The organism is Candidatus Neomarinimicrobiota bacterium (genome assembly GCA_016784545.1).
In the GTDB taxonomy this organism is placed as follows: Bacteria; Fidelibacterota; UBA8477; order UBA8477; family JABMPR01; genus JABMPR01.
The window spans coordinates 1-14,307 of record JADHUM010000002.1 but is presented as its reverse complement, the minus strand read 5'-3'; the positions used below and the strand labels follow the sequence as shown (position 1 = coordinate 14,307).

The following is a 14,307-nucleotide window of genomic DNA, read 5'->3' as shown; positions in this document are numbered from 1 at the left end:
ATTGCCATGCATAATTATGAAGGGGTCCTTTTCGGATCCCTTCTGTTTTTCTCTAGCGGAGGATAATGAAACTACATTATTTTGGGAATCGTAATTTTTAAAACTCCATTTTCCATTGTCGTTGTCATTTCTTCAGAATTCGCATCGGGTGGGAGGCTTAGGGTTCGTTGGAGTTTGCCAGAGAAACGTTCACTGCGTTTATAATTGGATTTGTCTTCATCTTTATGCTGGATGGTTTTCGCAGAAAGGGTGAGTCGACCATTATCGACACGAATATCAATTGAGTTGTCCTCTGCTCCAGGAAGATCAACTCTAATCACATATTGATCTTGCTCCTCAATAAAATCCATAGCAGGTGAAGAGGAAAACTCTCCAAAAACATTATCAAAGTAGGGGTTTCCACGGTTATTGAGGGAGAAGCGACCGAAAAGTTGATCCATTTCTCGCTGCATTTCGTCGAAGTCTTTGAAAACATCAAAGAGTTGATTGTTCTCTTCATCAAACCAGTTATGCTTTAAGGCCTGGGATCTAATAGAATCAGAGTTTGTCAGGATCTTATTATTGATCTGATTTCTAAGGTCGAAGATATAGAAGCCTTCGATGACCACTGCCAGCACGAGTATTAAACCAGCAATGAGCATGAGTTTGTTCTGTTTCATAGAACACCTCCATTCATTTTAGTTCAACAAACGTCATACAAAAACCATCATAGATACGCTTGATCTTAGATGGGGTTCCCAAAAAATGATACCAGATTTTCGTCTGCAACTGTGGGCTTAGCAGCAGCAGAATCGAAAAATTCGCCTATTTCTGTCCAGAGATCTGTTTCATAGAAAACCTTAGAAAATATCATAACGTGCAAAACGCGCATTTATGTGTTGCCTGAGGAAAAATTCATCTTATTATGCTGGTGGGAACGAAAACTGCACAGAATAAGAGGAGGCCGTATTTACCCCAAACAACAACATGTCATCATTGCTACTGGTACCTCTAGTCTGGCTGCAGCATATTATTCGTATGATGTATATCCATAAAATTATTCACCCATGAATTTTACACACAATACAGGAAATTAACTCCATGAAAAAAGTACTCCTCTTCTCCATCCTCCTCACAGTTGGCCTCATGGGTTCCCAACTGCTCCCAGGAATGTTTGGAGACTCATACCACACTATTTCTGAGCTGGTCACGGTTTTCACACTGATTGGTCTGGCATTTATCATGATCCATGTTGGCTACGAATTTGAATTGGATAAATCAAATCTCAAAAGCTATGGCTGGGACTATGTGGTTGCCATGACAGCCGCCGCCTTCCCCTGGATATTTGTTGCCATCTATTTCGTATATGTCCTGGGTCCTGAGGGTGCCACAAGTTGGGAGGATTGGAAACCAGCGCTGGTCATCTCACGATTTGCTGCGCCAACCTCTGCTGGGGTTCTATTTTCCATGTTAGCTACTGCCGGTCTCAGCTCAACCTGGCTGTTTAGAAAAGCCCGCGTGCTAGCTATCTTTGATGACCTGGATACGGTATTGCTCATGATTCCCCTGGGAATACTCATGGTGGGCGCCTCCTGGCAAGGGGGTATCGTTGTAGTCATTATGGTAACCCTAATTTATATGGCCTAGACCTACCTTCACCGTTGGTCAATACCCATTTCCTGGCCGTGGGTATTGGGTTATGCTGTTGTAATTGTCGGCATATCAGAAGTCATTTACCTCTCCAGCAAACTCATTGATCAGCAAGTTCCCATACATATCGAGATTCTTTTGCCAGCCTTTGTACTTGGAACCATGATGAAACGTCCAGAGGGGACAAATCCCCACCTTGATGACGATAGGGAAGGTCACCTTGAAGGACCGGAAAGTCCAGAGGAGCAAAAAGCTGCCTCCATCATATCTGCCATTTTCATTTTTCTGGTTGGACTGAATATGCCTCTAATTTTTAGCAGTGAGCTCGCCAGCTCAGGACCTCAGCTCAGTGCTGGGATGATCGCCTTTCATGTATTAATGGTCACCATAATCTCAAATGCGGGTAAGATGTTCCCAGCCTTTGTCTATAAGCGCGAAGCCCACTGGAAAGAACGCTTGGCGCTTGCAGTTGGTATGTGGCCGCGTGGTGAGGTTGGTGCCGGTATTCTGGTCTTAGCGCTTGGCTATGGCATTGGTGGTTCAATGGTGACTGTGGCTGCTTTGAGTCTTTCAGTTAATCTACTGCTCACTGGTGTCTTTATCTGGATTGTTAAAGCATTGATCAATTCAGTACCAAAGGCGGGGTAGTGATAATGAAGTATAAAAGAGGCGTGATCGGTCTTGCCGTTTTGCTGACCCTCATAACAGGAGAAACACTCATGGCCATCGAAGAAGCAAAATATACGGTTGTTCAGAAAGATGGGCAATTTGAGATCCGCGATTATGAATCCTATCTGCTGGCCGAAATCAATATTGAAGGTAGCATGGAAGGCGCTTCAAGCATGGCTTTTCGTCCACTCTTTAATTATATCTCAGGCGCCAATCGGTCTCAGACCAAGGTGTCCATGACCAGCCCGGTATCCCAGGAAGTTGGAAATGAAGAGATTAAAATGACCACCCCAGTCTCTCAGGAACGCAATCAAAACTCATGGGCTATAAGTTTTATGATGCCCCAACATTTCACACTTGAAACTATTCCCACGCCTGAAGATAATAGAGTCCAAATACGGGAGGTTTCCGGACGGCGGGTAGCCACCATCAGGTATTCTGGATTTTGGAGTGAAAAAGGGTATTCCAAACACAAGGCCAAGCTTGAATCCTGGATTGCTGCCCAGGGTTTAGAACCAGCGGGACCAGCAATTTGGGCCCGCTTTAATGCACCTTTCACACCCTGGTTTTTACGTAGGAATGAGGTTCAGATCCCAGTTATAGCCCCTGAGGTGAACCCCTAACGTGTGGGCATCCCCTGTTGCTGGCTCGTGCTATCGCCAGGCAGGTAGGACATGAGCCATAAATTTAACTTTTCGTGATTATTGAAATATTCTGTAGGGTGTTTTGATCGAAACTGGGCCAACCTCTTAAGCCTATAATCATAAGCGCTTGAGTCGTGATGGCGTAGGCCAAGTTGATGTCGTAAATAATCAAGTTGAATATACCATGGCAAATCAGGTATCCCATCATGGGAATACATTCTTCGTAGGCTACCATCCAGCAGGAGATTAGCAGTGTTTTCGGCCTCTTCAAACTCACCTTTAGCCAATCTGAGTAATAAGATATGAGATAAGTCAGCCACCATAACGGCTTCCGTACCCTGTGCTTCAGAGTGGCCCCTATAATAGCCTTTTGTAAGACCCTCAAAATATGCTATGCCCAAAAGCAATATGAAGAGCAGTGTGGCAATTTTGTGGTGGTAAGAGGTGACAATAACTTTCCAGATCGATTTCCAGAGCCTGGGAAATGGAACGCCATCATATAATTTCATTAATACCCCCTCGGATTAGTTGACTATGCAGGTTTGAAACATTGAGGTAGAGGCTCAGATTGGGAAACAGAGATCGAATATGGACGTAGAGAAAAGATACTAATACTTTGATCAAGGACAATGATTCAGGAAAAACGAGGGGACTCGGATTTCGTCTCAGCTTCACAAATTTGGCCGCGACCACAAACAGGTTTATCCCACCTTACCCAACACGATTCTTTTTGGTCTCGCTCAAATAAACATTAACATTAAGCATTACGGACAACGCTGATTTCCAGATGGATATAAACGAGTTCGGGCCAAACACCTGATTCAAAGCATTACAATTTCTTTGGAGAAATAAAAGTATGATTGAGAAAAATCTTTCCAAACCCACGGGGCTACCCCCAGGCACACTCATCTATGTTGGCAACAAGAAAGAGCATGATATCCAAATAAGAGTCATTGATTATAATCGTGACGTGCTTGATGAGAAAATTATTCCGGATATCAAGGATATCGGATCATTTAAAAAAGCTGATACAGTATCCTGGATCAACGTTGATGGTGTCCATGATATGGACCTCATCCGTCATATTGGTGAAATTTATGAGTTACACCCCTTGCTGCTTGAGGATATAGTCAATACTGCCCATCGTCCCAAGGTTGAGGATCATGAGAAACAGCTCTATTTTACCTTTAAGATGCTGACTTTCAACGAAGAGACAATGAGCCTTGGATCCGAGCAGGTAAGTATTGTTTTGGGTCCATCCTATGTCATCTCCTTCCAGGAGACACCACATGACATTTTTGATCCCGTGCGAACTCGGATCGAGACGGCCAAAGGACGCATCAGGGGCAAGCAGACGGATTATCTGGTTTATGCACTCATCGATGCTGTTGTGGATAGCTACTTCAGTTTTCTCGAATCATATGATACTTACATTGATAAACTTGAAACCGATATTCAATTCAACCCCACTCAAGACGATGTTGCATTAATTCTTCGGTTGAAGAAGCAGCTATTATTTCTCCGGAGAACCATCACTCCTTTGCGCGAGGCGATTAGCTTTATGCAGAATACTGATTCAAAACTTCTGGACCCAGGCACCAATAAATATTTCAGCGATGTACATGACCACCTGCTTTATGTCATTGATTCCATCGAATCAAACCGCAGTCTATTGGATGGCCTCATGGAATCTTTCATGTCTAATATGTCGAACCGCATGAATCAGGTGATGAAAGTATTGACCATCATTGCCACCATCTTCATTCCCCTGACCTTTATTGCTGGTATCTATGGTATGAATTTTACCTATATGCCAGAACTCGGGTGGAAATATGCCTATCCCACGCTTCTGGGGTCTATGGGAGTAATATTTATTGGCATGTTGATATTTTTTAAGAGGAGTAAATGGCTTTAATCTTTCAGTTATTATTACTGACGCTAGGACTTGGGGCCCTGATAAAGGGGGCAGATTATTTCGTTGAAGGAGCGAGTTCTTTAGCTCATCGTTTATCCATTTCTCCAATGATTATTGGGTTAACCGTAGTTGCTTTCGGTACTTCAACTCCAGAGCTGGTGGTCAACATCTTTGCTGTTTTGCGAGGAGAGGTGAATCTCACCTATGGGAATATCATCGGCAGCAATATCCACAATATTCTGTTAATTTTAGGAATATCAGGAATTATTCACCCGCTTAGTACTCAAAGGAATACGGTATGGCGTGAAATTCCATTCGCTTTGATTGCAGTGATAGCCGTCATTGTTTTAAGCAATGACACTATACTGTCCAATTCACCCGATCAATTATCAAGAGGGGACGGGATCATTTTGCTCCTATTCTTTGCCATTTTTCTCACCTACGTCTTCGGGATGACTCAGACCCAGTTGCAGGATGAGTACAAAATCACAGAAATGACTCTTGTGCGTATCTTAGCATACATCGGGATTGGATTAATAGGACTGATTCTGGGAAGTAGGCTCGTCGTCGTGAATGGTGTTGAAATTGCTCAAACTTTAGGAATCTCCGAGCGGGTGATTGGCCTCACTGTAATCGCAGTGGGTACCTCTCTTCCTGAATTGACAACCTCGGCCATGGCTGCTTATCGGGGTGAATCTGATATCGCAATCGGTAATATTGTGGGCTCCAATATCTTTAATATCTTTCTGGTTTTAGGAATCTCATCCCTCATTGCGCCCTTACCATTTTCAACCATCCTGAATCTTGATTTTGGGATGATGTTACTTGCAACAACCTTGCTCTTTACGATAATGTTTATGGGAAAAACTCGTGTAATTGGTCGTGCAAAGGGAGGGCTGTTTCTGGTGCTTTGGATTACCTATATGGGCTATTTAATCTTACAATAATTAGTGTCTGTCCATAAAGCCAGTGTCAAACAGATGCTATCACAGTTTTTACAACGAATCTATCTACACCTAAGGGTTTCGATAGACAGGTTTGACGAACATTACGAATTAGCATTAAATGTTTTCGTAGATTTCGTTAGTTTCGTTGTGAAAGAAGAGTTTAAAGACAGACACTAATTAAGGTGATAACTACAAGAAGGTCAAAAGCCATACCCCATACTAAAAAATATGCGAGGGTCTGTAACCTCATCATTTATTGGAAAAGCGGTTTCAAGTCGAATAACTCCGATGGGTGTGATGTAATGCAATCCCAGACCAATATCCTGCCTCAATTTTGATCCGCTAATCTCAGTGTGATGACGCCACACATTACCTGCATCAACAAAGCATGCTGCCTGGAGTGATTTATAGACGGGAACCCGTAATTCTACTACATTCCAGATAATTTGTACAAAACCACCCTGAGGATTATTGCTGGCATCCAGCGGCCCAACACTTTGATATGCAAAACCCCTGAGAGAATTTGGGCCTCCCGCGTAAAATCTTTCCTGCAGAGAAATGCGATAATTCCCGCCATAGGAGGAAACCGATCCGACTTCTAATGATGATGCTAAAACGCTGTTTTTGAAAGTATGCATCTGATACGTCACACGCAAATTTGATTTGAAAAAGGCATTGGAACTGGAAACGGGTCCACCGGCAATTTCATTGAGCCAATCGATGAGGATACCTGATGTGGGATTAAATAAATTATCACGAGTATCCCAAGTGAGTCGTCCACGGAGACTGTGAACATCTGCAGCCAGCGCACCATCAAGGGTATCTACTAATACGTTGGAAAGTGTGTTCAATTCATTTCTCTGGGAAAGTGTGATTGAAAGACGTCTATCAAGTTTCTTTTGCAGCGCGACCTTTGATGCAATTCGGTTAAGATCAAAACTGGGTTGGAAATGCTTTTCCAGACCTTGAGTTACGTCAAGACGCCAACGTGAACCACGAATTCTTGGATTTGTGAACTGGGCTTCTATTCCTCGTTGTATGGAACTGAATTGTGTGCTGAGGCCAATTTTCATGGCAGTTCCTCGGAGGTTGGCCTGGTAAAACTGGACTTTAACTCTGAACCTATCGATTGATCCGTAGCCAGCCGAGAAATTCAGCTCGCCAGCCTGCACTTCTTTCAGTTCTATATGGATATCCCGAAGCGTGCTGTCTGAAGTATTTGGTATTGGCTGAAGATACACCCTTTCAAACAATCCGGTAAGGTAAAGGTTTTTCTGGCTGCTCAAAATCCGAGAATAATTCGCGATCTCTTCAGTTGTAAAATCCAATTCTCGATGGATCACATTCGATTTCGTTTTGTCGTTGCCATCTATTTCGACAGCCCCAATTGCATATTGAGAATGCTCTACAATGACAATATCTACAAAAGCTTTATCCTTTACATCATTCAGGCGCGAGGCAGGTTTTACTGAGGCTTCCAGATAACCACGATCAGCGTAAAATCTGAGAAGTTTCAAAGTGGCCTTCTCAATCTGGGCTGCAATCAGAGGCGTGCCCGGTTCAAGTGCTGAAACCCGCAGAAGGGTTGAATCTGAGTAGGTATCGTTCCCAAGAAAGCTAAGGTCTTCAATCCGTGCTCTGGCGCCTTCCTCAATTGGAATTGATATTTCAACTTTACGCTTGGTTGAGTCAATGGTGATGACAGGATCAAGAATTTCTGCATTTAGAAACCCTTGCCGATTATAGTACGTGCCGAGTGCGTCCAGGTCATCAAGCAAAATGGCTTCCTGAAAAACCACAGGATTAAATAAACGCGAAGGTTTCATAAGTATGACCTTGAGAAGTGTCTGGCTACTGATTTCTGAATTACCCTCAAACACGACTTTTTTAACTTTAATTACATCTTTTTTGGATGCAGCAATGCCTGAGCTAAACAAGAAAATGAGCAGTATTGCGAAAAGTCGAAATCTCATTTAAAGCGCCAACCCACTTTCAAATCCAGACCTGAGCGGCCTTGTTGATCGGTTTGCCCCTCAACTGAGATTACATCATTAATCTTGTAATTCAACTGGACAGATTGATCAGTGCTGTGGCCAACAGTTGTCTTATAGGTCAATGTCGTTTTTTCTGTGAGTTTTTTTGAAGCCAGGAGCTGGGGTCCCCAGTTCTCACCAAAATCAAAAAGATTGCCTTCAATACTCATATCATCCAGGTGCATCAGGCTTCCAAGACGTTCAGAAGTGTAAGCGGATATTCGCTGGCTCGAATAGTCCTCCAATCTGGCTTGCACTGCTTTTGTTACCGCAGCACCATCCATATTAGGATTGCTTGACACTAGATCTTCTCGAGTGGCTCCCATGGTGAGCAAAGCAAGGATATTTGGGGCGTCCAACTCGGGTGTTGAGCGAAGAATGAAGGTTGCAGCATCAAGGGGACCACTTAATTCCAGGTAAATCTTGTAATTCTTTTTAGATCGGGTCTGGTAACCCTTCATTTCGGTCATCGCTTTAAGTTGAACCGTTGGATTGATCCGGTCAGGTGTAGCAAAATCCAGGGTTCCTTCTGTAACCGCAAAGCGTCTATCCAGATAGAGGATATATCCCTCTGTGACCTGTATTCGCCCGAGTAAAGTAGGGTCTTGCAAACTGCCTATTGCACTCATATCAAGACGCAGCTTTAGATTCGCAAGATTGTTATTCACAACAATTTGCTCTTTATCCTTAAAGCGGAGTTGAACTTTTGTGTCTTGTATGAATTGAGGAGTTTGGCCACTATTTCGAGTGATGCTCTTTGAGGCTGAAATCAAATCCTGGGGGGAGAATCGTTTCCGATATTGAGTTGGACCAAGCAGAACACTCCCAGATAAAAGATTCGTCTCTGCCTTTGTGATGTAACTCAGATCTGCCGCTTGCACCTTAACCTGCAGCGTCCTGTCCTGTTTAAAGCTCATGTCTTGTACTGCAGTTTGGAGATTAAATGTTGGTGGTGTATCTGGATTCATTGTCACATTGCCTGACGCACTTATGAATCCCGTTGTCCCTTGAGAGATATGAAGGGACTCCAGCATCACAGTTCTACCTGAACTCCTGACTGAAATTGAACCATTTTTGAGGGGTGATGTAAGGTATGAACTTTTTATACGATCAACCTTTGCAGACAAATAGCCTGTAACTAGGGGAGCAGAGGGCTCTCCTTCTATGATCAGCTCGGCCTGGGCTCTACCCTTGAGTTCCTGTATATAGGGGATAAAAGTCTGCAAAATAGCAATATCCAGATCATCGACACCTAGTCGCAAGGCAAGTGCTGTTGATGAGATCGATCCACCAACCACGAGTGACTCCTTGCCATATAATTCAAGGTGTTGGTTTAGCGTGAACTCTCGCCAGTTCTTATGCTTTACCTGACCTTGAAGGTGAAAAGGAATGTCGTTGACTGTGCCACTGGCAGATTCAATCTGGAAAATCGGGTTTCTGAAGTCACAACTTATTTCAAACTTATTCAGGAAGGAGTTTGCTTCTCCTGTATTGTAGGACCCTTGTATCAAGGTAAGCCGACCATCCAATTCAGGATTATCTGAGAGGCCATGCATTCGCAGCGACCCTGAAACTATACCAGTGATCTTATCAGCGCCCTGAAGAAAGGGGCTCAATGTGCTCAAATCTAATGCCTGGAGGGTAAGTGTATGATTTACTTCCTTACCCATCATATTCAGCGATAAATTACCAGCGCCACGTCCCTCTTGTTTAACACCAATGGTCACGCCAAAATCTTTAATGCCGTTTTGCACAAAAGCACCTGAGAGACCGATTTCTGTATCATTAATTAGATACTTTTTGAGAGGTATTTGGACTTGGTTCCCCTTAAATATCAACTCCATTGAACTGGCGAAAAGTTTCCAATCATCTGGAGCAACCAGATCCAAATTTTTAACCCGAACAAATCCCGTCAATTGGGGCTGCTTCAGTTTACCTGTGAATCTGAGATTCCCAGTCGTAAGACCTTCTATCAAAATTTGATTTGAGAGATATGGATTGGCCAAAGCCAGATTGAAGCTCTCCCATGAGATAGATCCATCAAGAGGTTTTCTAAGATCCACCTCCAATGAATTGGCCTTCAATTTTCCCATGATATTTGCCTGGATTCGAGAGTTTCCTTGTTTCATATGTAAGGTTTCAATAATAAATGAAACGCCATCAAGACCACCTGTTAGCTCAAGACGGTCTACCCCATCATCTTTCCACCTGGGTTGGAGTACTACCGTTGAAAATTCTGTTTTTAGTGCCAAATCAATCTGTTGAAGGCTTAATGATCCCGAAAGAATGCCGGACAGTGATTCCAGCTCAGTTGAGAATAACTTCATGATACTGAGATCTAAATATTGGATTTTGGACTCAAGCGTCATGGAGGAGGGTTGATATGTCATGCTAAGGTTTAATCGACCCATTTTGCGGGAATTAGCATTTTGAATCTGATTGATATCAAGACTAAAGTTGCCCTGTGCTTTCTCCATAGCCCAGGTCCCTGAGACTATTCCAACATTCTCATCAATGAATAGGGTGGTTTTGTTTAAATCGAGAATTGAACGATTGGCAGAGATTTGTATTTTCAGGGAATCAGCAGCGTAGCCATTAAGAACGAAATTATGAACCTGTGCATCTACATTCCCGGTGAGTGTTTCCAGAGATCCCCGAAGCTTTCCTGATACCCGAGCCTTGCCCTGTAGCTGTTCCTGCTTAAACCAATAATTCAAATTATGCAGATCCAGATGGGAAGCTTCAAAAGAACTCTTTTTTATCAACCACTGGGTATTGCTGCCGCTAACCTCAAACATGGCCTTATCAAGAAGGTTTTCCTTATAGCTGACAGCTCTTGCCTGCCCTTGAATCTGCCAGGTTAAAGCTGTGGAATCCTTTGTCATTGTGCCAGAACCAGAACTATGCCCTCTGAGTCCCACCAGGGGTGTTAATGCCGCCAGAGGACCCATCTCAATAAAGCTGAAATCAAATGCTCCCTTTGAAAAAAGACTTGAATCTATCTTCCCATGATATCCGATTCGATTCACACCCTGACTCAGGTTGAGATCAATCTGACCCTCGCTCATACTTACTTGCCCCTGGACAGCGGGAATTGATTTTCCTTGCCAATAACTATCCCTCACTTCTATGGAACCGTTCAGGGATATCTGATCAAGAGCGAGAAGAGGACCCTCGCTCATTAGATCTACTGATAAATTACCAGATACCATCATTTCATCGGTGTCAAAATAGTTACCAATACGACTCGCTGAAATTCCAGGGATATGAGCCTTGAATTTGTGGTGAAGCAGGGAGTCGAATTTAATCCAACCAGAACCCTGGACCGTCACACCCATCATCATGGTGTTGAGTGTATCAATAGTAAATATCTGTTTATCTATGGTTCCTTTAAGAAGTCCTTCATTTGGTGGTATGTCGTAGAAAGACAATCCCACGAATTCTGAACTAAACTCAACCAGGGGTTCTTCAACCGAGCCCCTCACTTGAAAACGAGCAGTGATATCACCAGCTGTGTGAGGAATATCAGTTTCGAATACGGTGGAGAATAGCCTTCTATAAGTATTCGGATTCCCCTGGAAGTTCACGGCTAAATCCAATGGAATCTCATCTACATCATATTGGAATCTGCCAGTAATACCCATCTCTGAATTGGATTCCTGAATAATTCCCGACGTAATATCTATATATTGTGAATTGAATGTTCCCAGTATTGAAATCTTTGGAGATTCATCTTGATCTTGAGACACTTTCCATGCGCCTGTTGATGTGAATTTGTAGCCATCTCCCTCATTCATGAGCCTCAAATCAACATCTCTAAATTCCTCGTTTAATGCCAGGGACGGATATTGAAAGATGATATGAGAATTTGTGAGTTTTAAATCCTGAAGCGCCATGGTCCAATGGCTTTCAGAACTTCCATCACTTTCAAATGGCTGCACAGTTAGGCTGCCAAGTGCATCAATCATGATGCTAATATCAGCATTTTGAAGCTCAACATATCGGATATCAATGTTTTTTCTCAGGAGCTTGATAAGACTGAAATTCAATTGACCCTTTTCAAATCGGAGTATTAGGGAATCGGTAGCAGGATCGCTGAAGGAAACATCTTGAACTGTCACTGTGTTAAGTATGTTTGTCTCCAGCTTGCCAACGACAAATTTTGTAGCGGTATATTCAGAAGCAATTGCCTCTAGTTTTTGTTTAATGTAGTAGTTGCCAGCAGATGAGCGTAGGTACAGAAATACGCTCAAAGACAAAGCAATGAATAGGCTGAGAGTAAGACCTATGACGAGAATAATTCTACGAAGTATCACTCAGATTTTTCTATCTCACCATATTTGAGGCGAATTCACTAATAAATTGAATTTACGCGCTATTATGGCTTTTTCAACAATACTGCAACACCATCTACTTTGAGTGATGTGAGACCTTTATTTTTGTATTTTGCTCTGACGTAGGGTACACCAGTTTCCCAATTTTCATCTGGCAGGAAGATGAGGATAACCATAGGTAGCCCATCGACTCTTTTCTGTTTATTAATCGTCTGGAGAGCCAGAATCCATTCTTCGTTTGTTTCAAAGGGTGTTGGTACTTCGCCTCTGATCTCACGAACAGTCTCTCCCGTTTTGGTCTCTATTTCTTGTATGCTCATGATCGTAACACCAGCGATATGTTCATGGCTCGCTAGAAAAGGTAGGATTGAACAGGCAGTGAAGACCTGAAACAACAATAGTGTAAAGAATGTCTTTTTCATATTAAACTCCTTCATCAATCGAGATGGGTTGTTAAAATATTTTTACGAGAGGGGCCTGGTGCGAAAGGTAGCTTGTCTTTGGCCAGGTTGCTCAGCAATATCTCTGTCATTTGACTGGCAAATGCAAATTCATATCTAATATCCAATACATATGCTTTCAAGCGCAGCTTAATCAAAGATTGTCCCTGATGGATTTCATTTTTCAGGATGACCTGAATGGGTTTGTTGAGATATATATATTGCGACATGGCTGCTACCTCAAAGGCTAGACTTCTTACTTTTATCATGTCTATATCCGGGAGTAGATACAATTCCGAGACAACCTGACAATAGTGCTCACCAGAGTTTGAATTGGATACAGAATTATTCACAATTTCGCTATTGGGGATTGAAACAGTACTATCATCGGGGGAAACGATACGAACTGTTCTTAACCCGATGGCGATGACCTCACCATAATGGCTACCGACCTGGATTTTATCTCCAACCTGAAAGGGTCGATCGAAGAGAATCATAATTCCACCGAAAATATTTTTGAGGATATCTTGAGAAGCAAAACCAACGGCAATTCCTGCCGAGGCGGTAACTGCAACCAATGTGGCGATGGGCGGCGCCAGGAGATCGACAATTATTACATAGAGTATAATACTCCAACCGAGGACCCTAATGATTGGAACCAAGCCCTTAATCGTCAGGCGAAATTTGATCCATCTTTCACCTAATTTCTCTAGAAAACGACTCAAGTATTTGATAATTCCAAAGCCCAAAAGTGCAACAATTACAGCCCAGACCACCTTTTCTATTGAGAGAGACCATTCAGGTTGAACGAGATCAACCTTGAGGGGTGTCATTCCTGGAGCAGCCGATTTTTCCATATTATCAATAGTACCGCCCTGATTAATAGTGGATGAATCCACCTGGGAAAGCAGGGTAGCAACGAGTCCAAAACAAAGAAAGATAAATAGCAGTTTTCTATAATTCATCTTATGTATAACCTAATGCAGGATATTGTGCAGTTTGAGGGTTCTGACCATTGGTCGGTAAAGTAAATAGTGGATTTGATAACCCTTGGATTTTTTTACCAGGATACCACTTCTCTCCAATTTTGAAATTTGCATGACACTGGTTTCCTCTGCTTGATGGAAGATTTTGGCGTGGTGGGCAGGTGTAAGTGTTTCATGTTGGAGAAATGCAGCAAAGGTGAACAGATCAGGTGATGACATCTGGCTCAGAAAAGAAGGATCAAATTCAATGAAGGGAGCGATTAGAAAACGGTCACTTTTAATTTCTCGAACCGCTTTTAGCCAAAATAGAATTGCTACTGTCAGGTTTCCTGATGCCAGTCGATTTAACTGCTGAAAGAATGACTTACGTAACACATCCTGCCGAGCAGACTCGGAAAGTGAACGTTTTAGACGAGTTGATTTATCAAAATTAGCTGGTGTCTCGAATTCGAGTTGATACCCACTTACCCGGTGACGTTTCATAATCACATTTTCAATCGTCTCATCGTCTAGCTCCCTGAGCGTGATTACCTCATGAAAAAATGTCCGTATATTCAAGATGCGGTCAAAGTATGACCAGCTGTAGAGCCCACAGGTAGTCACCCAGAATACATTCTGAGAAGTTTCAACCATAAGCAATAAAAACCGCTTAAGCGCTTCAAATCCACCTGGAAACCTTAAGAACATGTTTTGAATATTTTCTACAATTA

General features: G+C 42.7%; 11 protein-coding genes and 1 pseudogene. 4 read left to right on the top strand and 8 right to left on the bottom strand.

Annotation, left to right across the window (positions count from 1 at the left end; translation table 11 throughout):
- Positions 1 to 71: 71 nt before the first annotated feature.
- Together ISR87_00750 and ISR87_00745 are read right to left on the bottom strand one after the other, a co-directional pair.
- On the bottom strand, positions 72 to 659 hold the full coding sequence (locus ISR87_00750; protein ID MBL7023953.1) for an Hsp20/alpha crystallin family protein: 588 nt from the start codon (positions 657 to 659) through the stop codon (positions 72 to 74).
- A 65-nt stretch (positions 660 to 724) separates the two neighbouring features.
- Complete coding sequence (locus ISR87_00745; protein ID MBL7023952.1) at positions 725 to 871, bottom strand: hypothetical protein; 147 nt, start codon at positions 869 to 871, stop codon at positions 725 to 727.
- A 209-nt stretch (positions 872 to 1,080) separates the two neighbouring features.
- Here ISR87_00745 and ISR87_00740 point away from each other — a divergent pair.
- Both ISR87_00740 and ISR87_00735 read left to right on the top strand, forming a co-directional pair.
- Positions 1,081 to 2,277 (top strand): annotated as a pseudogene (locus ISR87_00740) (sodium:proton antiporter).
- Between the two features lie 5 nt (positions 2,278 to 2,282).
- A complete protein-coding gene (locus ISR87_00735; GenBank protein MBL7023951.1) occupies positions 2,283 to 2,921 on the top strand; it encodes a heme-binding protein in 639 nt (212 codons plus the stop codon).
- On the opposite strand, the gene ISR87_00730 is transcribed toward ISR87_00735, so the two are convergent.
- On the bottom strand, positions 2,918 to 3,451 hold the full coding sequence (locus ISR87_00730) for a hypothetical protein (GenBank protein MBL7023950.1): 534 nt from the start codon (positions 3,449 to 3,451) through the stop codon (positions 2,918 to 2,920). The genes ISR87_00735 and ISR87_00730 overlap by 4 nt on opposite strands.
- Before the next feature lie 347 nt (positions 3,452 to 3,798).
- Here ISR87_00730 and corA point away from each other — a divergent pair, with 347 nt between their 5' ends.
- Positions 3,799 to 4,857, top strand: coding sequence for a magnesium/cobalt transporter CorA (gene corA, locus ISR87_00725; protein MBL7023949.1), 1,059 nt, complete (start codon positions 3,799 to 3,801; stop codon positions 4,855 to 4,857).
- Positions 4,848 to 5,804 carry a calcium/sodium antiporter gene (locus ISR87_00720; GenBank protein MBL7023948.1) on the top strand — a complete coding sequence of 319 codons (957 nt, stop codon included), beginning with the start codon at positions 4,848 to 4,850 and terminating at the stop codon, positions 5,802 to 5,804. The genes corA and ISR87_00720 overlap by 10 nt, the downstream gene beginning before the upstream one ends.
- Before the next feature lie 200 nt (positions 5,805 to 6,004).
- On the opposite strand, the gene bamA is transcribed toward ISR87_00720, so the two are convergent.
- The 5 genes from bamA to ISR87_00695 form a co-directional block, all read right to left on the bottom strand.
- Complete coding sequence (gene bamA, locus ISR87_00715) at positions 6,005 to 7,777, bottom strand: outer membrane protein assembly factor BamA (protein ID MBL7023947.1); 1,773 nt, start codon at positions 7,775 to 7,777, stop codon at positions 6,005 to 6,007.
- Entirely contained in the window at positions 7,774 to 12,153 is a 4,380-nt protein-coding gene (locus ISR87_00710) for a translocation/assembly module TamB domain-containing protein (GenBank protein ID MBL7023946.1), read from the bottom strand. Before ISR87_00710 ends, bamA begins: the two co-directional genes overlap by 4 nt.
- 62 nt (positions 12,154 to 12,215) lie before the next feature.
- Positions 12,216 to 12,593, bottom strand: coding sequence for a hypothetical protein (locus tag ISR87_00705; protein MBL7023945.1), 378 nt, complete (start codon positions 12,591 to 12,593; stop codon positions 12,216 to 12,218).
- Between the two features lie 14 nt (positions 12,594 to 12,607).
- Positions 12,608 to 13,576 (bottom strand): mechanosensitive ion channel, encoded by a 969-nt coding sequence (locus tag ISR87_00700; GenBank protein ID MBL7023944.1) that lies wholly within the window; start codon positions 13,574 to 13,576, stop codon positions 12,608 to 12,610.
- 12 nt (positions 13,577 to 13,588) lie between these two features.
- Complete coding sequence (locus ISR87_00695) at positions 13,589 to 14,284, bottom strand: hypothetical protein (GenBank protein MBL7023943.1); 696 nt, start codon at positions 14,282 to 14,284, stop codon at positions 13,589 to 13,591.
- Between the last annotated feature and the right edge of the window lie 23 nt (positions 14,285 to 14,307).

What these genes read in the sequence shown, in the direction of transcription:
- corA (MBL7023949.1), top strand. Translation starts at nt 3,799, where the DNA reads ATGATTGAGAAAAATCTTTCCAAACCCACGGGGCTACCCCCAGGCACA.
- bamA (MBL7023947.1), bottom strand. Translation starts at nt 7,777, where the DNA reads ATGAGATTTCGACTTTTCGCAATACTGCTCATTTTCTTGTTTAGCTCA.
- ISR87_00720 (MBL7023948.1), top strand. Translation starts at nt 4,848, where the DNA reads ATGGCTTTAATCTTTCAGTTATTATTACTGACGCTAGGACTTGGGGCC.
- ISR87_00750 (MBL7023953.1), bottom strand. Translation starts at nt 659, where the DNA reads ATGAAACAGAACAAACTCATGCTCATTGCTGGTTTAATACTCGTGCTG.
- ISR87_00700 (MBL7023944.1), bottom strand. Translation starts at nt 13,576, where the DNA reads ATGAATTATAGAAAACTGCTATTTATCTTTCTTTGTTTTGGACTCGTT.
- ISR87_00745 (MBL7023952.1), bottom strand. Translation starts at nt 871, where the DNA reads ATGCGCGTTTTGCACGTTATGATATTTTCTAAGGTTTTCTATGAAACA.
- ISR87_00730 (MBL7023950.1), bottom strand. Translation starts at nt 3,451, where the DNA reads ATGAAATTATATGATGGCGTTCCATTTCCCAGGCTCTGGAAATCGATC.
- ISR87_00695 (MBL7023943.1), bottom strand. Translation starts at nt 14,284, where the DNA reads ATGTTCTTAAGGTTTCCAGGTGGATTTGAAGCGCTTAAGCGGTTTTTA.
- ISR87_00705 (MBL7023945.1), bottom strand. Translation starts at nt 12,593, where the DNA reads ATGAAAAAGACATTCTTTACACTATTGTTGTTTCAGGTCTTCACTGCC.
- ISR87_00735 (MBL7023951.1), top strand. Translation starts at nt 2,283, where the DNA reads ATGAAGTATAAAAGAGGCGTGATCGGTCTTGCCGTTTTGCTGACCCTC.